Origin of the sequence: Pseudomonas quasicaspiana (assembly GCF_021147825.1) — a bacterium.
In the GTDB taxonomy this organism is placed as follows: domain Bacteria; phylum Pseudomonadota; class Gammaproteobacteria; order Pseudomonadales; family Pseudomonadaceae; genus Aquipseudomonas; species Aquipseudomonas quasicaspiana.
This window is the reverse complement of record NZ_JAGTPI010000001.1, coordinates 326,938-347,035: the sequence shown is the minus strand read 5'-3', so window position 1 is coordinate 347,035 and position 20,098 is coordinate 326,938. Positions and strand designations below refer to the sequence as shown.

20 protein-coding genes are annotated in these 20,098 nt (G+C 58.2%); 19 read left to right on the top strand and 1 reads right to left on the bottom strand.

Going from position 1 to position 20,098, the window contains the following annotated elements; all coding sequences use genetic code 11:
• Positions 1 to 71 precede the first annotated feature (71 nt).
• Entirely contained in the window at positions 72 to 1,280 is a 1,209-nt protein-coding gene (locus KDX30_RS01620; RefSeq protein WP_231674785.1) for a YbfB/YjiJ family MFS transporter, read from the bottom strand.
• Between the two features lie 147 nt (positions 1,281 to 1,427).
• Between KDX30_RS01620 and KDX30_RS01615 the strand changes: the two genes are divergently transcribed.
• The 19 genes from KDX30_RS01615 to KDX30_RS01525 all read left to right on the top strand — a co-directional run bounded on the left by KDX30_RS01615 (position 1,428) and on the right by KDX30_RS01525 (position 19,914).
• Complete coding sequence (locus KDX30_RS01615; RefSeq protein ID WP_099268732.1) at positions 1,428 to 2,300, top strand: LysR family transcriptional regulator; 873 nt, start codon at positions 1,428 to 1,430, stop codon at positions 2,298 to 2,300.
• A 254-nt stretch (positions 2,301 to 2,554) separates the two neighbouring features.
• The gene (locus KDX30_RS01610) at positions 2,555 to 3,406 is read left to right on the top strand and encodes an STAS domain-containing protein (protein WP_231666017.1); all 852 of its coding nucleotides are present in this window, start codon (positions 2,555 to 2,557) and stop codon (positions 3,404 to 3,406) included.
• Positions 3,407 to 3,410: 4 nt separating this feature from the next.
• Positions 3,411 to 3,773, top strand: a complete 363-nt coding sequence (locus tag KDX30_RS01605; protein ID WP_027900457.1) for an STAS domain-containing protein — start codon at positions 3,411 to 3,413, stop codon at positions 3,771 to 3,773.
• Entirely contained in the window at positions 3,770 to 4,174 is a 405-nt protein-coding gene (locus KDX30_RS01600) for an anti-sigma regulatory factor (protein ID WP_099268734.1), read from the top strand. Before KDX30_RS01605 ends, KDX30_RS01600 begins: the two co-directional genes overlap by 4 nt.
• Positions 4,165 to 5,181, top strand: a complete 1,017-nt coding sequence (locus tag KDX30_RS01595; protein ID WP_231674784.1) for an ATP-binding protein — start codon at positions 4,165 to 4,167, stop codon at positions 5,179 to 5,181. Before KDX30_RS01600 ends, KDX30_RS01595 begins: the two co-directional genes overlap by 10 nt.
• Complete coding sequence (locus KDX30_RS01590; RefSeq protein ID WP_027900454.1) at positions 5,174 to 6,040, top strand: sensor histidine kinase; 867 nt, start codon at positions 5,174 to 5,176, stop codon at positions 6,038 to 6,040. The genes KDX30_RS01595 and KDX30_RS01590 overlap by 8 nt, the downstream gene beginning before the upstream one ends.
• Positions 6,030 to 7,985: a response regulator gene (locus KDX30_RS01585; protein ID WP_099268735.1), complete on the top strand. Its 1,956-nt coding sequence runs from the start codon at positions 6,030 to 6,032 to the stop codon at positions 7,983 to 7,985. Before KDX30_RS01590 ends, KDX30_RS01585 begins: the two co-directional genes overlap by 11 nt.
• A 515-nt stretch (positions 7,986 to 8,500) precedes the next feature.
• The gene (locus KDX30_RS01580) at positions 8,501 to 8,818 is read left to right on the top strand and encodes a hypothetical protein (RefSeq protein WP_231674783.1); all 318 of its coding nucleotides are present in this window, start codon (positions 8,501 to 8,503) and stop codon (positions 8,816 to 8,818) included.
• A gap of 400 nt (positions 8,819 to 9,218) precedes the next feature.
• Positions 9,219 to 10,169 carry a LysR family transcriptional regulator gene (locus tag KDX30_RS01575; RefSeq protein ID WP_099268737.1) on the top strand — a complete coding sequence of 317 codons (951 nt, stop codon included), beginning with the start codon at positions 9,219 to 9,221 and terminating at the stop codon, positions 10,167 to 10,169.
• Between the two features lie 339 nt (positions 10,170 to 10,508).
• Complete coding sequence (locus tag KDX30_RS01570) at positions 10,509 to 11,969, top strand: SidA/IucD/PvdA family monooxygenase (RefSeq protein WP_231674782.1); 1,461 nt, start codon at positions 10,509 to 10,511, stop codon at positions 11,967 to 11,969.
• Positions 11,966 to 12,940, top strand: a complete 975-nt coding sequence (locus KDX30_RS01565; protein WP_027900963.1) for an ABC transporter permease — start codon at positions 11,966 to 11,968, stop codon at positions 12,938 to 12,940. Before KDX30_RS01570 ends, KDX30_RS01565 begins: the two co-directional genes overlap by 4 nt.
• A complete protein-coding gene (locus tag KDX30_RS01560; RefSeq protein WP_122395179.1) occupies positions 12,937 to 13,842 on the top strand; it encodes an ABC transporter permease in 906 nt (301 codons plus the stop codon). Before KDX30_RS01565 ends, KDX30_RS01560 begins: the two co-directional genes overlap by 4 nt.
• A complete protein-coding gene (locus KDX30_RS01555) occupies positions 13,839 to 14,852 on the top strand; it encodes an ABC transporter ATP-binding protein (protein WP_231671854.1) in 1,014 nt (337 codons plus the stop codon). The genes KDX30_RS01560 and KDX30_RS01555 overlap by 4 nt, the downstream gene beginning before the upstream one ends.
• A complete protein-coding gene (locus KDX30_RS01550) occupies positions 14,842 to 15,855 on the top strand; it encodes an ABC transporter ATP-binding protein (protein ID WP_027900966.1) in 1,014 nt (337 codons plus the stop codon). Before KDX30_RS01555 ends, KDX30_RS01550 begins: the two co-directional genes overlap by 11 nt.
• A 55-nt stretch (positions 15,856 to 15,910) precedes the next feature.
• The gene (locus KDX30_RS01545) at positions 15,911 to 17,476 is read left to right on the top strand and encodes an ABC transporter substrate-binding protein (RefSeq protein ID WP_099268741.1); all 1,566 of its coding nucleotides are present in this window, start codon (positions 15,911 to 15,913) and stop codon (positions 17,474 to 17,476) included.
• A 67-nt stretch (positions 17,477 to 17,543) separates the two neighbouring features.
• Positions 17,544 to 18,065: a CMD domain-containing protein gene (locus tag KDX30_RS01540; RefSeq protein WP_406643659.1), complete on the top strand. Its 522-nt coding sequence runs from the start codon at positions 17,544 to 17,546 to the stop codon at positions 18,063 to 18,065.
• On the top strand, positions 18,065 to 18,652 hold the full coding sequence (locus tag KDX30_RS01535) for a peroxidase-related enzyme (RefSeq protein ID WP_099268743.1): 588 nt from the start codon (positions 18,065 to 18,067) through the stop codon (positions 18,650 to 18,652). The genes KDX30_RS01540 and KDX30_RS01535 overlap by 1 nt, the downstream gene beginning before the upstream one ends.
• 186 nt (positions 18,653 to 18,838) lie before the next feature.
• A complete protein-coding gene (locus tag KDX30_RS01530; protein ID WP_122808660.1) occupies positions 18,839 to 19,366 on the top strand; it encodes a chalcone isomerase family protein in 528 nt (175 codons plus the stop codon).
• A 26-nt stretch (positions 19,367 to 19,392) separates the two neighbouring features.
• The gene (locus tag KDX30_RS01525; protein ID WP_027900971.1) at positions 19,393 to 19,914 is read left to right on the top strand and encodes a DUF3833 domain-containing protein; all 522 of its coding nucleotides are present in this window, start codon (positions 19,393 to 19,395) and stop codon (positions 19,912 to 19,914) included.
• Positions 19,915 to 20,098 lie beyond the last annotated feature (184 nt).

Below are 20,098 nucleotides of genomic sequence, written 5' to 3'. Positions count from 1 at the left end.
TCGCGGGCAAGCCCAGCTCCCACAAGAAGATCCCATTTCACATCAAGCCTGCGTGGTTTTTGACAGTGGTGTTAATCCCGAGCAATCAACGCAGCAATAAAATCAGCCACCAACGCCACAGCAATCGCCAGCGCAGCTATCACAAACAGCATCACGTGATGCCCGCCATTGGCGTTGAAGATCACTGAGTACCCACAACCGCTCAACGCCTGAAACGTCGCGAAGGAAACCGTGGCACGGCTCCAGGCCACTTGCTGCTGTTCGTGGCGAGGGACCAGTTCGTGAATCCTGCCCAGAGCCAGCGGGACAATACCCGGTGGAAACGAGCCGATGATGATTGCCAGCAAGGCCAGCAGCGCGAAGTTACTGGTGGTGCACAGCAACGCTACAGTCACGGCTTGTACCGCGAGCACCAGGCGGATCGAGGTACGGGCACCCAGGCGGTCAGCCAGAAAGCCGTAGATCACCGGGCCCAGAATTGCGCCGACCCCGTACATGACCCAGATCACGGCACCCGCATGGGCGCTCAGGCCAAGGCCGCGGGTCACGTAATCCACGAGGAACACCATCGTCGGCACCAGGCCGATCGCCATCAATGCGTATTGGCCAAACAGCAGGTATATGCCTGAGTTCATGCGGCTGTTAAGTGGCTGATGAGTTGCTTCGGCAGAGGCAGACACGGCGGCAGTAGCGCTTGCCGATGGCCAGCAAAACCAGCTCGCTGCGGTGAGCACGAGGGAGGCCAGACCCAGGCCAATCCAGGCATCTCGCAAGCCTAGCGACAGCAGGAACGGCACCAGCGTGCCTGAACCTGCGATGCCCAAACCCACCCCGATAAAGATTGCACCACTGGCCAGCCCTCTACGGGCGACCGGTACGTGAGGAATCACCGTTGCAGCCACCACTACTATGATCGCGCCCCCTGCGATACCGGACAGCAGACGCCAACTGAAAAACCAGGCGACCGACAACGGCCAGGCACAGGCAAAAAACGACGCGGTGGCGATCAGCATCATCAAACGCAGCGAGTGCGCGTTGGACAGTCGGGCCGCGATGGGGCGGCCGGTGAGGGCGCCAATCAGATAGCCGATCAGGTTTGCCGCGCTCAGGTAAATCACATCCGACGCAGAAAACCAGTGCGCCTCGATCAGTGATGGAATCAGTGGCGTATAGGCGAATCGCGCGAGGCCGATGCTCACAAGGCTCGCGCTGAGGCCTGCAAGTATGTGCAGCCAGACGTTGTTGCGCCGGGGTGCAAAGGTGTCAGTAGTGGTGTGCATGGCGGAATGTCCTTCCCCACAGAATCATGGAATCAAAGTGAGCACTACAAAGTGCTTGGCATGGGTCCATGGTAGCGACGATGATTGATGCAATCTTGCAGTTAATTGTCTTTGGTGAGATGCATAAATGCATCAGGTGGGTGGCCGTTGAACTGGGATGACACGCGAATTTTTCTGGCGGTCTGTCGAAAGTCCACATTGCGCGGTGCGGCGCGATTGCTGAATGTAGATCAGGCAACGGTAGGTCGCCGGATCGCGGCCCTTGAAAATGCCTTGGGCACCAAGGTGTTTCTACGCACCTCCGAGGGCTACGTGCTGACGGTTGCAGGGGAGGCTGCGTTCAAGTCGGCGGAAAAGATGGAGCGCTCGGCGCTGGACCTGCAACGGCAGATTCAAGGGCTGGATGATCGACTCAAAGGAGAGGTGCGCATCACCTCCACCGATTCGCTGGCCGTCGATTTTCTGATTCCTGCCATCGCTCATCTGCATCAAACACACCCGGACGTGAAAGTCCGGCTCGATGCATCCATACAAATGCTTAGTCTTTCCCGGCGTGAAGCCGATATAGCCGTCAGAAACGTCAAACCAGAAAATCCGGATTTGATCGCTCGCTGTATTGCCCGTTGGCCGGTAGGGCTGTATGCGTCGGCGGAGTATGCGCAACGCCATGGCGAGCCTGAACCGGGTTCGGCATTTGCCGGTCATGACCTGATCATGTTTCAGCCCTATCTGGACAGTAGCCGTGAAGCGACTATCGTTTCCGAGCCGGTCGGTGAAGGGCGTCTGGTGGCGACGGTTAATTCCGGACTGATGATGCGTCGCTCGATTGCTGCCGGGATCGGCATTGGCGAAATCCCGGTGTGTCTGGGCGAGCGTGACGGGCTGACCCGGCTTTGGCCGGATCGGCAGCGGCAGCAAACGTACGACGTCTGGTTGGTGACTCATGAAGACTTGCGACATACCGCACGGGTGAGGGCTGTCATCGATCACATCGTCAGCGTCTTTGAGTCAGTCGGTTAGGCATGCAGCATTAATCAGGTCGAATGGGTGTAACGCCCGTCGAAAAAGTCGCATTCAGAGTGGTTTTGATGAAAAAACTGGCCGCTATAACGCTTGACGAAAAGCTATTAGCAATGTGCCAGCAGAGGCTGCTTGCATTTAAAGGTGAATGGTAGAGAATCGCCGCATAAAGAGGCCAGTCGGCCCATATTCATACTCGTTATTGCATTCCTGGATAATCAGGTTTGCCGGCATTGTTCAGGAGTTCAAACAAGATGGCAGCAGTGCAGCAAAAAACCGTTGACGCAATCAAGACCTCCCAGCCAGAACTGTCAGCTGAATGGCTGGCGGCGCTGGAAGCTAACGGTGCCACTCGCAACCTCAAGATCGATGATCTGAAACAACAGATGGCGGAGTTCCTGAGTCTCGTGGTTTCAGTCGCGGAGAAGGGGCGTCATCAATCTCTGGCTGGCAGTGACTGGGACGAGATTCGTCAATTCCTCGAAAAGCTTTCCCAGAGCCGTGCTTCGGTGGGCCAGGATTCGCAGCAAACTGCAAGTTTTGTCTTTGCGCTCAAAGGCCCGTTGTTTACCTTGATCCAGCGCGTGTATCAGGCTGATCCGACGCTGTACGCGGAGCAGTTGCTGGAGCTGTCCGAGTTGCTGGATGCGTTGGCCATGCACACCATCCGCACGTTCCAGAAATCCCGTGAAAACGTAATCAAGCGTCAGCAGGAAGAGTTGCTGGAGCTGTCGACTCCGGTGGTCAAACTGTGGGACGGCGTGCTTGCCTTGCCGATGATCGGCACCCTTGACTCCCAGCGTACCCAGGTGGTGATGGAGTCGCTGTTGCAGCGCATCGTCGACACGGGTTCGGAAATCGCCATCATTGACATCACCGGCGTGCCAACCGTGGACACACTGGTTGCGCAGCACTTGCTGAAAACGGTCACCGCCATTCGCTTGATGGGTGCTGATTGCATCATCAGCGGTGTACGTCCGCAAATTGCTCAGACCATTGTCCATCTGGGCCTCGATCTGCAAGGCGTCGTCACCAAAGCCAATCTCGCCGACGCGCTGGCTCTGTCGCTGAAGCGTCTGGGGCTGACCGTCACCAAGGCGGTATAAGTTCATGGAACGTATTCCTATTCTGCAGATGGGCGCCTATCTGCTCGTCACGATCCAGGTCGACATGCACGATCAGCTTGCGCTGACCCTGCAGGACGATCTGTCCGAGCGGATCAGCAAAACTTCTGCGCGGGGTGTCCTGATCGACATCTCGGCGCTGGACATCGTCGATTCGTTCGTGGGTCGCATGATCGGCACTATTTCCGGCTTGTCGCGGATCATGGATGCCGAGACCGTACTGGTCGGCATGCAGCCCGCAGTGGCGATTACGCTGGTTGAGCTGGGCATGACCTTGCCGGGCGTCAGCACTGCGTTGAACGTTGAGCGCGGCATGAAACTGCTGCATGAGCGAGTGCAAGCGCAATGACCGTACGCAGCAGCGGTTCGCAACCCGTGCTGATCGAACAGGACGTCGTACTTGCGCGCCAGACCGCGCGCAAGCTGGCCCAGGAGTGCGGCATGCGCCTGATTGATCTGACCAAAATGGTCACCGCTGTCAGCGAGCTGGCACGTAACACCATGGTCTATGGTGGTGGCGGAGATATGGACTGGCAAATCCTCGAAGAGGATATGCGCACAGGTTTGCGGATCACCTTCCGCGATGAAGGTCCGGGCATTCCTGACCTCAAGCTGGCGATGACCGATGGCTGGACTTCCGGTAATGGCATGGGCCTTGGCCTGACCGGCGCCAAGCGTCTGGTGGAAGAGTTCGAACTGGACACTGCTCCCGGTGCCGGAACCCGCATAACGATTACCCGATGGACGTGATCCTGCGCAGTACCCTGACGCAGGTTTTGTTGATTGAGGACAGCAGCCAGGTAGGCCACGCAAGACGCACCGCTCAGCAGTTGGCGGAGAGTCTCGCGTTCGATGAAGTGGACGCCGGACGTGTCGCGCTGGTCGCTACTGAGTTGACCAGCAACATTCTCAAACACGCGGTTCGCGGCGAATTGCACCTGCGGGTTTTCGATTCGCCGGGGTTGTCCGGCATCGAAATCATTGCCGTGGATCGTGGTGAAGGTTTCGACCTGACTGATTGCATGCCCGATGGCTTCTCAACCCGAGGAACCCAAGGCATTGGCCTTGGCTCTATCGAGCGCCAGGCGGATGTCTTTGATGCCCACGCGGATGCTCGCGGTGCGGTGGTCATGGCCCGTTTCTACCCCCGTAAAAACAAGACCCGGGACCTGCGTGTCGGTATCAGTCAGCATTCACTGCATGATGATCCCGCCTGTGGCGATGTCTGGTCACTGGCAGTGGAGGGGCCGCGGATTAGTGCGTTGATCATCGACGGGCTGGGTCATGGTGAGGATGCTGAAGTCGCCGCGCGTGCCGGTGAGGTCGAATTCCAGCAGCGGCCTTTTGATTCTGCCGAGCGTGTGCTCGAGGACATGCACCATTCCATGAAGGGAACGCGTGGCGGTGCCGTAGCGGTGGCCAACTTTGATGCTGGCCTGGATACGTTGCGCTTTGTCGGGATTGGCAATATCGGCGCCACGCTGATTGGTGAAGACAAAGTTCGGGGACTGGTATCGCATCCTGGCATTGTCGGCCTTCAGTTCAGAAAGGCTCAGGCATTCGAGCATTCGCAAGTGACCGGCCAGTTGCTGGTGATGTACAGCGATGGCCTGCAATCTCGTTGGAACCTGCGTGATTATCCGGGTCTGATTTATCGTCATCCGGCGGTTATCGCTGCCGTCCTGCACCGCGATTTTTGCCGCGGCCGAGATGACGTCACCGTGTTGGTCATTACCCTGGAGGCTTTCAATGCCTGAACCGATCGTTGCTGATCAGTCCATCGAGTTGCAAAAGTTGCGCGATGAAGTGGACGCGCTGCGTGCCGAGCTGGACGAAACCAATCAGGGCGTACTGGCGCTGTATGCCGAACTCGACAACCAGGCCGATGAACTGCGTGAGGCGTCTGATTTGAAGAGTCGCTTCCTGTCTTACATGAGCCACGAATTCCGCACGCCGCTGGGCTCCATTCTGAGCATCACCAGCCTGCTAAAGGACGAAATCGACGGTCCGTTGAGCGAAGAACAGCACAAGCAGGTCGGCTTTGTCAGTGGTGCAGCCCGTGAGCTGAGCGACATGGTCGATGACCTGCTCGATCTGGCCAAGATTGAAGCCGGAAGGATCAGCATTTCCCCTGCCTGGTTCGACATGTTCGACTTGTTCTCGGCACTGCGCGGCATGTTCCGGCCGATCGTCAACGCGTCGTCCGTGGACCTCATTTTTGAGGAGCCGTCAGGCTTGCCGCGTCTGTACACCGACGACAAGAAGCTCGCGCAGATCCTGCGCAATTTCATTTCCAACTCCCTTAAATTCACCCAACGCGGTGAGGTTCGAGTATCTGCACGTCTGGAAAGCGATAACGAAATCCGCTTTGCGGTCTCCGATACCGGTGTAGGCATTCCTCAGGAAATGCACGGCGCCTTGTTCGAAGACTTTTCGCAGATCGACTCCCCTCTGCAAAAGCGATTGCGCGGGACCGGGCTTGGCCTGTCACTGTGCAAACGCTTCGCCGAGCTACTGGGCGGGCGAGTCGGGCTGGAGAGTGAACCCGGACTGGGCTCGACATTTTTCGTAATCATTCCACTGGCCATCGCCGCAGGGCCTGTTGATGAAGCGTGAACTCCGGCTGCTCATCGTTGATGACAACGCAGCGACACGCTATGCGTTGCGGCGACGCATGGAGCGCCACGACTTTATCGTCAGCGAAGCAGGTACGGGCACCGAGGGGCTTGAGCAGATCGCAGCACAACTCCCGGATGCGCTGATTCTGGATGTGAACCTGCCGGACATGAGTGGCTTCGACATCGTTCGTCTGTTGCGTGCCGAGCCACGCACCGCGTTGCTGCCTGTGGTGCATGTCTCGGCGGCGTCGATTCATACCACCGACATTGTCACCGGCCTTGAGGCGGGCGCTGATGCCTATCTGGTGCACCCGGTAGATCCGGATGTATTGCTGGCGACCTTGCGGACATTGCTCCGGGTACGAGACACCGAATACGCATTGCGTGAAAGTGAGGCGCGCTTCAGGGAGATTTTCGTCAACATTTCCGCGCCCATTGCGGTCATGGACGCTCAGCTCAAGGTCTACGAGTGCAACCACGCGTTTACGCTGCTGACCCATCAAAGCCTGGCCGATGAAACCATGCTGGGCTCTCTGGCTGGCGATCAGGATGAAGTTATTCAGGAGCTGCGCGCGGGGTTGCTGGCGGGTGAGCGCTGGCAAGGCACGTTGCGCATGTTGGTAAGGGGTGAATTACGCGAGACCGAGTGGCAGATTTCACCTTACCGCACACCCGGGCTGAGTCTCGTGTTCGTTGAAGATGTGACCGAGCACCGGCAGCGGGAGCAGTCACATCTCAAGCAACTCGACAGCGTCAATACCAAGCTTGCCCACGAAGTGGCCGAGCGCGCCCGAACTGAAGCTCAGTTGCTGCAAGCGCAGAAAATGGATGCAATCGGGAAGTTGACCGGCGGTATTGCCCATGACTTCAACAACTTGCTGACCGGGATCATTACCGGTATCGAGTTGATCAAGAGGCGGACCCAGGAAAATCGTCCCGAGAAAATCATGCGCTACGCAGAGGCGGCACTCGCTTCGGCCTCCAGTGCGGCGGCGCTCACCCACCGATTGCTGGCATTCGCTCGTCAGCAACCGCTGGACGCTCGGCCAATCGACATCAACAAACATATCCGCTCGCTGGAAGACCTGATGCGCCGCACCATCGGTAAGCGCATCGCGTTGACGCTGGACCTCACCTCGCAGTCGGCCATTGCACTGGTGGATAGCAGTCAGCTGGAAAGTGCGTTGCTCAATCTGGTGATCAACGCCAGGGATGCGCTGCCGAACGGCGGAACGATCCGGGTCACCACCTTCGCTGCGCATTCCAAAGGCGATGCCAGGCTGGCGGATGGCGCCTACCTGGCGCTGTCGGTAAAGGATGACGGCATCGGCATCGAGCACAGTGTCATTGATAAGGTGTTTGATCCGTTCTTCACCACCAAACCCATTGGCAAGGGCACCGGGCTAGGTCTATCGACCATCTACGGCTTCGCGCGGCAGTCGCAAGGCGACGTAGTCATTCGCAGCGTAGTGGGCCACGGCACAGAAGTCACCTTGATGCTGCCAGCCGGAATTGAGTCCGTGCCGGTCGAGGAGGCGCCGCCTGTTGCTCCGCGAGAGGGGGCGGGGCAGCACATTCTGATCGTGGAAGACACGGCATCAGTGCGGATGTTCGTCAACGAGCTGCTGATCGATACCGGCTACCGCTGCACTCAGGTAGGGGACGTCGCTACGGCATTGTCGTTACTTGAAAACGACACGTCGATTGACCTGTTGCTCAGCGACGTCGGTTTGCCTCACATGAATGGGCGTGAGCTGGCGGACCGGGCCCGTCTCTGGCGTCCTCACTTGCCGGTATTGTTCATGACCGGTTACGCCGAAAACGCGGTGGACCGGCAGAGCTTTCTGGGCGAGGGCATGGACATGATCATCAAGCCGTTCCAGCTGGGCGCGTTGCTTGAGAAAGTCAACGCCATGCTGGAGGCAACTCCCCGCGAAACCTGATCGGCCGCCGCGTTGCCGTGACCGGCCGGTCAGAATCAGAAATATGTAGTGCTCTAAAATATTCACTACATAATCATTGACGCATGCCTTTTCGACTTGCATTATGCAGCTGTCTCCCTGATCGGGAGAGTTGGAAAGGGTGTTCTTGACATGCACGACGAGCCGTCGTGATGTTCCCGGATGTGTGCTGCCCACAAGGCAGATTGATGAAGCTGACCTGGCATGGTCGTCTCAGGGCGAGTTGATGCTGGCGATACGTCCTCATGAGGCTTGTGGCTGACTGCAGTTCAGATTGCCGCTGGTTTCCGATGTTTCGCTACTTCTTCCTGTTGTTTGTCCTGCCGCGTAGCAGCTTTTCATCAAGGCTACATGCATCTAGTCAGGGGCCGGTTCTGCGGGCGAGTGAACGATGTGTCATGTTTCGTTCATCAGCAGTGATACGAATTAATTGGCCGATTTGATGATGTGTTCGAGCTCACTAATTAATCTGATGACAAGCGGTCAAGGAGTTACACATGAACTTGAATAACCAACCCACTGTCCAGGAACTTTCCGAGCTGTTTGCTGCGCGCAAGGACACACTCGATAACCATATCCTTTGGGTGTGCGAAGAAGGTGAAGTGCGTATTGAACCTCTTGCCTCGGGTGTGCCGGAAGAGCAGTTCATTGCCAGCCGCCCAAACTTGCGCGCTCGTCTCTCGATGTACCGCCGCGGTCATGGCTGGGTCGGCAAAAAGGCCGCCGCAGACAAGCAGTTCATGAGCGATGTGCTGCGGACGCTGCAGGATGTGTGGAGTCAGCCTGAAGCGCGGATTGCTGAGCGTTCGTATTAATGTGATGTCGGTGCAGTTCTTTGTGGGAGCGAATTCATTCGCGAAGAGTGCTTAACAGACAAAAAACAGGTAATGAATGCTCCGGCCTCTTCGCGAATGAATTCGCTCCCACAGGGCGCGTCGGGACCATTAGTAATAAGTGTTTTTTTAAAAGTACTGATAAAAAGTGCTGGTCTGTATGTTGTTCTCACGCGCCCTCTGAAAGTATTCAGAGGGCTTTTTATTTTCGACTATATAAAAGCCAGGGCGACCATTCGATATCACTGACCCGGCCGACGACATCTTGCTCTAGAGCCCCCAAGTAGGCTTGTTCTGTTCGATAGGTTAGGCTTGGCCGTTTCCGGTTGCGGATGAGCGCCGGGCATTATCTGATCTTCATCGTTCATGACAAGGCGTGTTTATGGATTTGCGGCAACTGGAAGCGTTCGCGGCGGTTATGTCGGCTGGCAGTGTCACGGCAGCGGGTAAAATGCTCGGTCGTTCACAACCCTCGGTCACCCGGGTGATTCAGGAGCTGGAGCAAGAGCTCGGCTTTGCGTTGTTCGAGCGTAGCGGTCCGAAGGTCACGCCCACCCAGAAAGCCTTCATGATGTACGCCGAGGTTGAAAGTGCCTTGCTCGGCATCCGCAACATTCGCCAGCGCGCCTTACACATCGCTCAGGACGAGAATCGCCAGATCAAGCTCGTGGCCATCCCGGCGCTGGCGGCAGGTTTGCTGCCGCTGGCCTTGTCCCGGCTGCCACAGTCGCTGCAACCACAGCACATTCAACTGCACAGCATGTCTCCGGAAAACGTTGTTCAGGCCGTGCTTTCCAAGACCATGGACCTGGGAGCCGTAAGCCTGCCGCTGGAACATCGTGGTCTGGACATCCACTGGATCGGCGAGTCGCCGTGCGTGGCCGTGCTGCCCGCAGACTCGGAACTGGCTCGTTACGATGTTCTGTCCATGGAGGTTCTGGCCGCACATCCATTGATCACCATGTCCAACCCGTTCCGTTTCCGTCGCCGCATCGACAAGGCGTTTCAGGATGCCGGTGGCAAGGCGCCGCATATGCTCGACACCAACACCTCGCTGGTTGCCATGCAGATGGCACGCGTCGGCCTGGGAATCGCACTGGTTGACCCGTTCACGGCATTGGGCGTCCCGATCAATGGCGTTGTAGTGCGACCTATCGAGTGCAACATCCCGTTCTTCTTCGGTCTGATTTCTGCCTTCGCCAGCCCGTTATCCGATGTGTCGGTGGCGCTGGTCGAAGAACTCGCCAGATCCGCCCAGGCATTGTTGCCATCAATGATCATGCATGACCCGAGCGAGCACGACGCTTTGCTGCAGAGCATTTATGCGGGTTAGCCGCAGGTTCTGAGTGGGGGCGGTGCGCCTGCCTCACTCCATCCTGATCTGGAATGCTGCTTCTATGTGGGAGCTGGGCTTGCCCGCGATACAGACACCGCGGTCTGCCAGGCAGATTACCTGAACCTTATCGCGGGCAAGCCCGGCTCCCACAGGGTTCTGATTGCTCTAATACCCTTATGGAATATCAATATTCAATAATCATCGTTGAAGGAATATTCCACGGCTTCTACTATTCGTTATCCGAATTCATAAGCCTCATGAATTCGAAAATGTATGAGTGTGGAATGCTTCTTGTATAGCAAGTGACCACCTTTTCTCGAATGCCGAGTATTGAAAATGTCCGATTTGAACACCGCCAGTGGTCTTGCCGCGCTGGAAGCTCGCTTGCAGCAGGATTTGCAATGGCTGGATCTGCCTGCTGCGCCCTGGGTAAAACCACGGGTTAATGACGGGCAGGCGGTGCTGGATGTGGCCATTATCGGTGGCGGCATGGCTGGTCTCGCGCTGGCCGCAGAGCTGCGCAACATGGGCGTGATCGCGCGCATTTACGATCAGTCGCCAGCCGGTTTCGAAGGCCCGTGGGCGACCACTGCACGCATGGAAACCCTGCGTTCACCCAAGCAACTGACCGGCCCCGCATTGGGCCTGCCTGCGCTGACGTTCAGAGCCTGGTACGAGGCGCAATTCGGTCTGGAGGCGTGGAATACGCTGGACAAGATCCCGCGCCTGCAATGGGCTGAATACCTGCGCTGGTATCGCAAGGCACTCAAACTGGACGTGCGCAACGAGCATCGCGTGAGCCGTGTGCAGCCTCGGGCTGATGGTTTGGTTGAGCTGGATATCCAGCATGCCGGGCAGCTTCAGACCATTGTCGCGCGCCACGTAGTGTTGGCCACCGGTCGCGACGGTCTGGGCGGTCCTTGGGTGCCTGATTTTGCCAACGATTTACCACGACATTTCTGGGCGCATTCGTCTGATGGATTGCAGGATGAATGGTTTGTCGGCAAGCGGGTTGCCGTGATCGGTGGTGGTGCGTCGGCCATGGACAGCGCGGCTACAGCGCTGGAAGCTGGTGCGAAACGGGTCGATCTGCTGATTCGCCGGGCCGAACTTCCACGGGTCAACAAAGGTAAAGGTGCTGGCAATCCGGGTATGACCCATGGTTACTGGCGGTTGCCGGATGCCTGGAAATGGCGGATCCGCAAATACCTGAACACCCAGCAAGTCCCGCCGCCACGTGGCAGCACCCAGCGGGTTTCCCGCTCACCCAACTCACGCTTTCTGTTGAACAGCCCGGTGGTTGCCGTTCAGCAGAACCCTGCTGGTGGACTGTGGCTGGATACGCCGAAGGCGCGGATCGAGGTGGACTTTCTGGTATTTGCGACTGGCTTTCGCACCAACTTCCAGTTGCGCCCCGAGTTCGCCAGCTTCGCCCAGCATGTCCGCGCCTGGAGCGACAGCTTCACACCGCCAGGGGGCGAGCCGGATAACGAGCTGGAGGACCTGCCGGATCTGGGCTTGTGCTTCGAATTTCAGGAAAAGACCCCCGGCGTTTGCCCGGGCATAGGTCTGATTCATTGCTTCAACTACCCGGCAGCCCTGAGCTATGGCGCGGTGTCGGGTGATATTCCGGCCATCAGCGAAGGCGCCAAGCGTCTCGCTCAAGGCCTGGCAGGGCAGTTGTTCAACGAAGACATCGAGCTGCATTTTACAGCCATGCAGAATTACGCCGAACCTGAGCTGCTCGGTGATGAATGGGTTGCCAGCGAGCCTACGGCTCAAGAGTTACGCGGATGATCGGCTGGCTGCTGCGTCGCCTGAGCCAGTCGCTGCTGGTGGTACTGCTGATGACCCTGGTGGTTTTCATTGGTCTGAACGCCATTGGTAACCCGATGGATATTCTGGTCGGCGAAGACCTCAATCAGGCCGAACGACTCGCGGCCATCGCCCATCTAGGCCTGGACAAGCCGTTGTGGCAGCAATATCTGCTGTTCCTCAAGGGGGCGGTGCAAGGCAATCTCGGCCAGAGTTTTGTTTACCACGAAGACGCCATGCGCCTGATCGTGCAGCGCCTGCCCGCGACATTTGAACTGGCCTTCAGCGCGATGTTTCTTGCCGTTGTGCTTGGCGTGCCACTGGGCATGTTCGCGGGCAGCTATCCCGATCACCCGTTGTCGCGCATGTTGATGGCCTCCAGCATCGTCGGTTTTTCGCTGCCCGCATTCTGGGTGGCGCTGATGATGATCATGCTGTTCTCCATCAAGCTCGGCTGGCTGCCTGCCAGTGGCCGCGGCGAGACTCGCGAGCTGTTCGGTATCCAGTGGTCCTTCCTGACCCTGGACGGCTTGCAGCACCTGATTTTGCCTGCACTCAATCTGGCGTTGTTCAAGATCTCGCTGGTGCTGCGCCTGACCCGTGCTGGCGTGCGTGAAGTGCTGCCGCAGGAGTACGTGAAGTTTGCCCGGGCCAAAGGCCTGTCGCCGGTGCGGGTGATGTGCATGCATGTGATGCGCAACACCATGATCCCGCTGGTCACGGTGCTGGCCATGGAGCTCGGGTCGACCATCGCGTATGCCGTGGTGACCGAAAGCATCTTTGCCTGGCCCGGCGCAGGCAAGTTGATTCTGGACAGTATCAATATGCTCGACCGCCCGGTGGTGGTGGCTTATCTGATGGTGGTTGTGGTGATTTTTGTGGTGCTCAATCTGATTGTCGATGCGTTGTATTACTTCCTCGACCCGCGTGTGCGTGTGGAGGCCAAACGATGAGTCAGGTTCCTGTAGCAACCTTCAAGGCGCAGTCTCCATGGCGGCGCGGCATGTCGGAATTCAAGACCTCGCCGACGGCCATGCTCGGTTTGCTGGTGTTGGTTTTCATTGTCGGTGTGGCGGCGCTGGCACCCTGGATTGTTTATCAGAACCCCTACGACCTGATGCAGCTCAACGTGCTGGATGCGCGCCTGCCGCCGGGCACGGAAAACGTCGACGCCGGTTATACCTATTGGCTGGGCACTGACGGCCAGGGACGCGATTTGCTCTCGGCGATTATTTACGGCTTGCGTATCAGTCTGTGGGTCGGCATCGGTTCCGCGCTGATTGCAGCGGTACTCGGCACCATGCTTGGCTTGTTGTCGGCATATGCAGGTGGTTGGGTCGATGCGTTGTTGATGCGTCTGGTGGATTTGCTGTTGTCGTTCCCGGTGATCCTCATGGCGCTGATGATTCTCGCCTGGCTGGGCAAAGGCGTCGGCAATGTGATGCTCACGCTGGTGGTACTCGAGTGGGCCTACTACGCCCGTACCGCCCGTGGTCAGGCACTGACCGAGAGCCGCCGCGAGTACGTCGATGCGGCGCGGGGGCAGGGTATCGGTTCGTGGCGCATCGTGGTCGGGCACATTCTGCCCAACTGCCTGCCACCGTTGATCGTTATCGGCGCGTTGCAGATCGCCCGGGCGATCACCCTGGAAGCGACCTTGTCGTTCCTGGGATTGGGCGTGCCGATCACCGAACCTTCGCTGGGCCTGCTGATCGCCAACGGCTTTCAGTACATGCTCAGCGACGAGTACTGGATCAGTTTCTATCCGGGGCTGGCGCTGCTGATAACCATTGTCGCCATCAATCTGGTGGGTGACCGTTTGCGTGATGTGTTGAACCCGAGGTTGCAACGATGAGCCTGCCAAACATCTCTGCCGAGCCTTTGGCAAACGTACAGCCGACTTTGGATGTGCGCGGCCTGTGTACGTCGTTCTATACCCGCGCCGGGGTGCTGCCTGCAGTGCGTGATGTGTCTCTGACCATTCAGCCCGGGCGGATTCTGGGTCTTGTAGGCGAGTCGGGTTCCGGCAAGTCGGTGACCGGTTTCTCGATTCTCGGTCTGGTGGACGAGCCCGGGCGGATCAGCGGCGGTGAAGTGCTGTTTCAAGGCCGGGACCTGACGCGTTTGTCGGCTAAAGAATTGCGTCACCTGCAAGGCAATCGCATCGCGATGATCTTTCAGGACCCGATGATGACCCTCAATCCGGTGCTGCGAGTCGACACGCAAATGATCGAGGCGGTGCAAGCCCATCAGCCGCTGAGCCGTGCCGAGGCTCGGGAGCATGCCAGCCGCACCTTGGCGCTGCTGGGCATCGCCAGTCCTGATGAGCGTCTGCGCGCCTATCCGCATCAGTTGTCTGGCGGCATGCGTCAGCGGGTGGCGATTGCCATTGCGCTGCTGCATTCGCCGGATCTGATCATTGCCGATGAACCCACCACAGCGCTGGACGTGACCATTCAGGCGCAGATCCTCAGTGAAGTGCAGAAACTGGTTCGCCAGCAGGGCACTTCCCTGATCTGGATTACTCACGACCTGTCGGTCGTCGCCGGTCTGGCCGACGATATTGCGGTGATGTACGCCGGGCGCATCGTTGAGCAAGGCACGGTGGCTGCAGTACTGGATCGTCCACAACACCCCTATACCCAAGGTCTGATCGACAGCTTGCCGAGCCGTAACAAGCGCGGTCAGCGCCTGCGGCAGATTCCGGGCATGGCGCCGGATCTGCTGTCGATGCCCGCGGGCTGTGCCTTCGCTGCGCGTTGCAATCGAGCCACTTCGGTGTGCGAGCAGGATCCGCCCAGTCAAGCGATAGAGCCGGGCCGACTGGTCCGCTGTTTTCATCCGGGAGCCGCCGATGAGCAATGAATCGACGCCAATCATCGAGCTGCGCGATGTCAGCAAGACTTTCGGCAAAGCCAGTCCGGACACCGGACTGCAACATCTCATGCAGCGCCTGCAACTGACTCGGCCGACCTCGGTGACTCACGCTGTCGACAGGGTTGATCTGCGCATTGTGCGTGGCGAAGTGGTCGGCTTGGTGGGCGAGTCGGGCTGTGGCAAGTCGACCCTTGGCCGAATGGTCGCGGGCTTGCTGCCGGTGTCTTCCGGTACAGCTTCCATCGACGGTAAGTCCATTGAAGACTTCACCAGCGAAGAGCGTCAGGCGGCACGGCTGAAAATTCAGATGATCTTTCAGGACCCGTCCGCCAGCCTCAACCCGCGCCTTCGCGTGGACCGGATCGTCGGGGAGGGCGCGTTGCTGCACGGCCTGACCGACAAGGCCGGATTCGACGATTACGTCAGTGCCCAACTGCAACGTGCCGGGCTCAGCCCGCAGTTGCGTCAGCGCTATCCGCATCAGTTCAGTGGCGGCCAGCGGCAGCGAATCGGTATTGCTCGTGCGTTGGCGGTGCAGCCTGAACTGCTGGTCTGTGATGAATCAGTGGCGGCACTGGACGTGTCGATTCAGGCGCAGATTCTCAACCTGTTCATGGACCTGCGCGACGAGCTGGGTCTGACCTATCTGTTCATCAGCCATGACCTTGGCGTGGTCGAGCATCTGTGCGATCGCGTGGTGGTCATGTACCTGGGCCGGGTCGTGGAGAGCGCCGATGTCGACGATCTGTTTAGTCGTGCCAATCATCCTTACACCCAGGCCTTGCTGGCGCAGATCCCGCGTTTCGATATTCGCAGTGCCCGTTATGACGCGATCAAAGGGGAAATCCCCAGCCCGCTGAACCCGCCTGCCGGGTGTCATTTCCATCCTCGTTGCCCGCACGCCATGGCGCGCTGTCGCGTGGAAGTTCCACCGCTCAGGGAGGTTTCGCCGAACCACCTGAGCGCTTGCCACCTCAACGAAACAGCCTGAACGGACGCTTGATCGTCCGTCTTTCTTATTGCCATTGCGTACAAGGAAACAACACATGAAACCTCTTGTTCGTTCACTGTTGGCCTCGGCCCTGATTCTGGCTGGCGGCAGTGCCTCGGCTGAAGCCTTGCGTATCGGTTACGCCGACCCGGTCTCGTCTCTCGATCCGCAACTGAACAACTACGCCGGGGATCGTTCGGTAGCGCTGCATGCCTTCGAATCGCTGGTCAATCGTCACGATGACAAGACCCTGCCGGGCCTGGCCAAAAGCTGGAAGGTGCTGGACGACAAGACCTGGGAGTTCAGCCTGCGCGACGACGTCAAATGGCAGGACGGCAAACCGCTGACCGCCGATGATTTCGTGTTCTCCTTCGAGCGTGCCCGCGCCGTTCCCGGCTCCGTCGCGTCCTATGCGGGCGCCATGCGGACTGTCGAGTCAATCCAGGCCAAGGATGCTCACACCCTCATCATCAAGACCCGTTCACCTAACGCCAACCTGCTGCCGGACGTCGATTCGATCTACATCGTCAGTCGCCACGTCGGGGCGGGTGCTGCGAGCGCCGATTACAACTCCGGCAAAGCGATGGTTGGCACCGGGCCTTATCGTTTCGTGTCCTTCGTGCCGGGCGACCGCACGATTTTCGAGCGCAACAACGAGTACTGGGGCGAGAAGCCGCTGTGGGACAGCGTTGATTATCGTTACATCGCCAATGCCGCGAGCCGCACCGCAGCCTTGCTGGCGGGTGATGTGGACGTGATCGACAAGGTTTCGCCAACTGACGTGGCGCGCCTGCGCCAAAGCCCGAATGTGAAGGTTTACGCTTACTCCGGTCTGCGTGCGCTGATTGTTCAACCGAGCTTCCGCGAAGGCCCGAACGAGTTTATCCGTGACAACGCGGGCAAACCTCTGGAGCAGAACCCGCTGCGTGACGTGAAGGTGCGCAAGGCGTTGTCGCTGGCGATCAATCGTCAGGCAATTGTCGAGCGCATCATGCAAGGCACAGTGACCGAGGCCAACCAGTGGATGCCAGCCAATACCTTTGGCTATAACGCAGACCTGAAAAACATCCCGTACGACCCGAAACAGGCCAAGGAGCTGCTCAAGGAAGCTGGCTTCCCGGACGGCTTCCAGTTGACCGTGCATGTACCGGGCGACCGTTACCCGCAAGCCCCGGAAACCATGCAGGCCGTGGCGCAGTTCTGGTCGCGGATCGGCGTCAAGGTGCAGCTGGAAGTGCTGCCCTGGGCGGTTTACGCCGGTAAGGCCAACAAGAACGAACTGGCAATCAGTGTGATTGGCTGGGGTAACGGCACTGGCGAAGCGGCTTATGCGCTGACCAACATCCTGACCACCGTCGACAGCACCAAGGGCCTGGGCGCTTCCAACTGGGGCCACTACAGCAACCCGTTGGTGGATCAGGCATTGACCAAAGCCACCGCCGAGTTCGACGAAGCCAAGCGCCGGACCATTCTGGAAGAGTCTGCGAAGGTCGTGACTGACGATGTCGGCATCATCCCGCTGTTCCACTACCAGAACATCTGGGCTGCGCGTAAAGACCTGAAAGTTGAGCCTCTGGTCAGCGACCGTACCGCCGCCAGTATGGTTACCAAACTGCCTTGAAGTCTTGAAACCCTGAGCCTGACGCCTTGCGGGCGACAGGCATCAGCCCGATGCAATCAGAGGATTTGTGATGAATTCCACCGCTCAATCGCCGGATGTGCTGGATGATTTGCTGGGCCTGACGCCCGGCACGCATCTGCATCAGGTTCGTCATGCCCGTGACAAAGTGCTGGCCGCTACTCAGGGCAGCCACGCGCAGTTTTTTGACCCGCATCTTGAGAATAATCTGTCCCTGAATGAGCGCCTGCTGGTGGCCTATTTCGCCAGCCGTCTGACGCCCAGCCCGTTGTTGGCTGATTACTACAAGGAGCAGTTGCGGGCGTTGAGCGTCGATCCATTGCTGATCGGCGCATTAGATTTTGCGGCCCTTGAGCGCCTGACGGACCCTCGCTTGAAGGCCATTCTTGGTTTCACCCGCACCCTGATCGAGCGCCCGGTGGAAGGTGATCAGCAGGCGTTGCATGTGCTGCAGCAAGCCGGATTGTCCACCGCAGAAATCGTGGTGCTCGCACAGTTGATTGCCTACCTGTCTTACCAGATTCGCCTGGCGGCAGGCCTTGCCGCGTTGTCAGCCGCAGGAGTTGCGTGATGAGTGAGCCTATCCGTATCAACGGTTTCACAAGCGAAGTACTGGGCTGGAAAGCCTGGCTGCCGACCATCAAGCTGGACAGCGCAACACCCGAGCAAGTGGCTGTGCTGGAGGAGAGTCATCCGCAGGCCAAGGTCTCCGATTATTACCTGACCCTGGCGCATCAGCCCGAAGTGCTGCGCCAGCGTTCTCTGGCTTTCAACGCCATCATGTACGCCCCCGGTGGTTTGTCGCGCGCCGAGCGTGAACTGGCGAGCACCGTGGTTTCCCGTATCAATCAGTGCGTGTACTGCGCCTCCGTGCATGCCCAGCGCTTTGAGCAACTGGCCAAGCGCAACGACGTGATTGCCGAGATATTCACGGATCCTGAAACGGCCGGGACGACAGAGCGGGAAAAGGCCATCGTGCGTTTTTCCATCGACCTGACCCTTGATCCGGCTGCGCTGGGTGCTGAACACATCCAGCCGCTGCGTGCGCAAGGTCTGGATGATGCGCAGATTCTGGACCTGATCCACGCGATTTCGATTTTCGCCTGGGCCAATCGTTTGATGCTCAATCTGGGCGAGCCGGTTTACAAGGAGGCGTGAACAGGGCGCGCTCAGCAATCAGGCGTTTGAATAAAAACTTCACTAAAAATTGTACAAAGTGATATTCGTCGTATAGCTTTTAAGTCTGAAGGGTCAGCTTCCCGGTGTTGTTGTGGTCTTTGACCTTGCACCGGGTTGCTGACCCTTTTTTGGTCTTGCCCTGAAGATCCAGACGAGAGGCATTGTATGGCACGACTTTGGTTAGTGGTTTTTCTGCTGTTCAGTCAGGTGGTCAGCCAAGTGGCGAGCGCGTCCTGGCAGGAGGCGTTGCCCAATGCACAGGTCATCGGCGGGGGCGATCTGCGCGTGTTCGGCTTCCGTGTCTACACTGCGCGATTGCTGAGTGCTGGCAAGCCTCTGAAGGCTGATCAGCCGTTTGCACTGGAGCTGACTTATCACCGGACGATTTCCCGGGATGATCTGGTTGAGGCCAGCATTGTCGAGATCAAGCGTACCTCACCGAAGCCGATCCCCGAGAAGCAGTTGGTCGCTTGGCGTGAGCAAATGGCCCAGGCGTTTGTCGATGTTGAAGAGGGCATGAAAATCACCGGGGTGTATTTCCCTGGCCGCGAAGCGCGGTTTTACGTCGGTGACAAGCTGCAGCATGTTGTACAGGATCCGCAGTTTGCAAAAGCATTCTTTGATATCTGGCTAAGCCCGAAAACCCGCAACCCCGAGCTGCGTGAGCAACTGATGGGTGGGGCACGTAAATAACTCATTTCTCTGCTGGGAGCTGGACTATGTTGAAGGCCATGATCATCGCTGCATGTATCGGTTTGACTGCCTGCAGCGGCGTGGACGTGAAGCAGTACAGTCAGGAAACCCCGAAGCTGGATCTGCGAGAGTATTTCAACGGCCGCGTAGTGGCTCAGGGCATCTTCCAGAAGCGTTCCGGGGAAGTCACCAAACGCATGGATGTGGTGATCAATGGTCGCAGCGAAGGCGACGCGTTGATCCTGCACGAAGACTTCACCTACAGCGACGGTAAAAAAGAAACCCGTGTATGGACGCTTCTTCCCGATGGGCCAGGCCGCTGGACGGGCACAGCAGGGGATGTCGACGGCAAGGCTTTCGGTGAGGTGTCCGGCAATGCCTTTCACTGGCGTTACGTGCTGAATCTTCCGGTAGACGGCACCACGTACAAAGTGCACTTCGATGACTGGATGTACCTGCTGGACGAAAAGACCCTGGCCAATCGCTCGTACATGAGCAAGCTGGGTGTGGAGTTGGGGCAGGTGACGTTTTTCTTTCGTAAGGAATAATGGCGAGAGGGAAAGCAACTGCCTGACTTTGTATTGGCCTGCAATTTTTTAGGCGCCACTTCCCCTGTGGGACCGAATTCATTCGGGAAGACTGATTGTCAGACACTGAATATCTATTGTCTGTAACGGCCCCTTCGCGAATGAATTCGCTCCCACGCAGACTGTGTAGACGTAGCGCAGTAGT

Bases quoted from the DNA above. Each gene is read 5' to 3' on its own strand.
- KDX30_RS01620 (WP_231674785.1), bottom strand. From the start codon at position 1,280: ATGCACACCACTACTGACACCTTTGCACCCCGGCGCAACAACGTCTGG.
- KDX30_RS01610 (WP_231666017.1), top strand. From the start codon at position 2,555: ATGGCAGCAGTGCAGCAAAAAACCGTTGACGCAATCAAGACCTCCCAG.
- KDX30_RS01605 (WP_027900457.1), top strand. From the start codon at position 3,411: ATGGAACGTATTCCTATTCTGCAGATGGGCGCCTATCTGCTCGTCACG.
- KDX30_RS01600 (WP_099268734.1), top strand. From the start codon at position 3,770: ATGACCGTACGCAGCAGCGGTTCGCAACCCGTGCTGATCGAACAGGAC.
- KDX30_RS01595 (WP_231674784.1), top strand. From the start codon at position 4,165: ATGGACGTGATCCTGCGCAGTACCCTGACGCAGGTTTTGTTGATTGAG.
- KDX30_RS01590 (WP_027900454.1), top strand. From the start codon at position 5,174: ATGCCTGAACCGATCGTTGCTGATCAGTCCATCGAGTTGCAAAAGTTG.
- KDX30_RS01585 (WP_099268735.1), top strand. From the start codon at position 6,030: ATGAAGCGTGAACTCCGGCTGCTCATCGTTGATGACAACGCAGCGACA.
- KDX30_RS01580 (WP_231674783.1), top strand. From the start codon at position 8,501: ATGAACTTGAATAACCAACCCACTGTCCAGGAACTTTCCGAGCTGTTT.
- KDX30_RS01575 (WP_099268737.1), top strand. From the start codon at position 9,219: ATGGATTTGCGGCAACTGGAAGCGTTCGCGGCGGTTATGTCGGCTGGC.
- KDX30_RS01570 (WP_231674782.1), top strand. From the start codon at position 10,509: ATGTCCGATTTGAACACCGCCAGTGGTCTTGCCGCGCTGGAAGCTCGC.
- KDX30_RS01565 (WP_027900963.1), top strand. From the start codon at position 11,966: ATGATCGGCTGGCTGCTGCGTCGCCTGAGCCAGTCGCTGCTGGTGGTA.
- KDX30_RS01560 (WP_122395179.1), top strand. From the start codon at position 12,937: ATGAGTCAGGTTCCTGTAGCAACCTTCAAGGCGCAGTCTCCATGGCGG.
- KDX30_RS01555 (WP_231671854.1), top strand. From the start codon at position 13,839: ATGAGCCTGCCAAACATCTCTGCCGAGCCTTTGGCAAACGTACAGCCG.
- KDX30_RS01550 (WP_027900966.1), top strand. From the start codon at position 14,842: ATGAGCAATGAATCGACGCCAATCATCGAGCTGCGCGATGTCAGCAAG.
- KDX30_RS01545 (WP_099268741.1), top strand. From the start codon at position 15,911: ATGAAACCTCTTGTTCGTTCACTGTTGGCCTCGGCCCTGATTCTGGCT.
- KDX30_RS01535 (WP_099268743.1), top strand. From the start codon at position 18,065: ATGAGTGAGCCTATCCGTATCAACGGTTTCACAAGCGAAGTACTGGGC.
- KDX30_RS01530 (WP_122808660.1), top strand. From the start codon at position 18,839: ATGGCACGACTTTGGTTAGTGGTTTTTCTGCTGTTCAGTCAGGTGGTC.
- KDX30_RS01525 (WP_027900971.1), top strand. From the start codon at position 19,393: ATGTTGAAGGCCATGATCATCGCTGCATGTATCGGTTTGACTGCCTGC.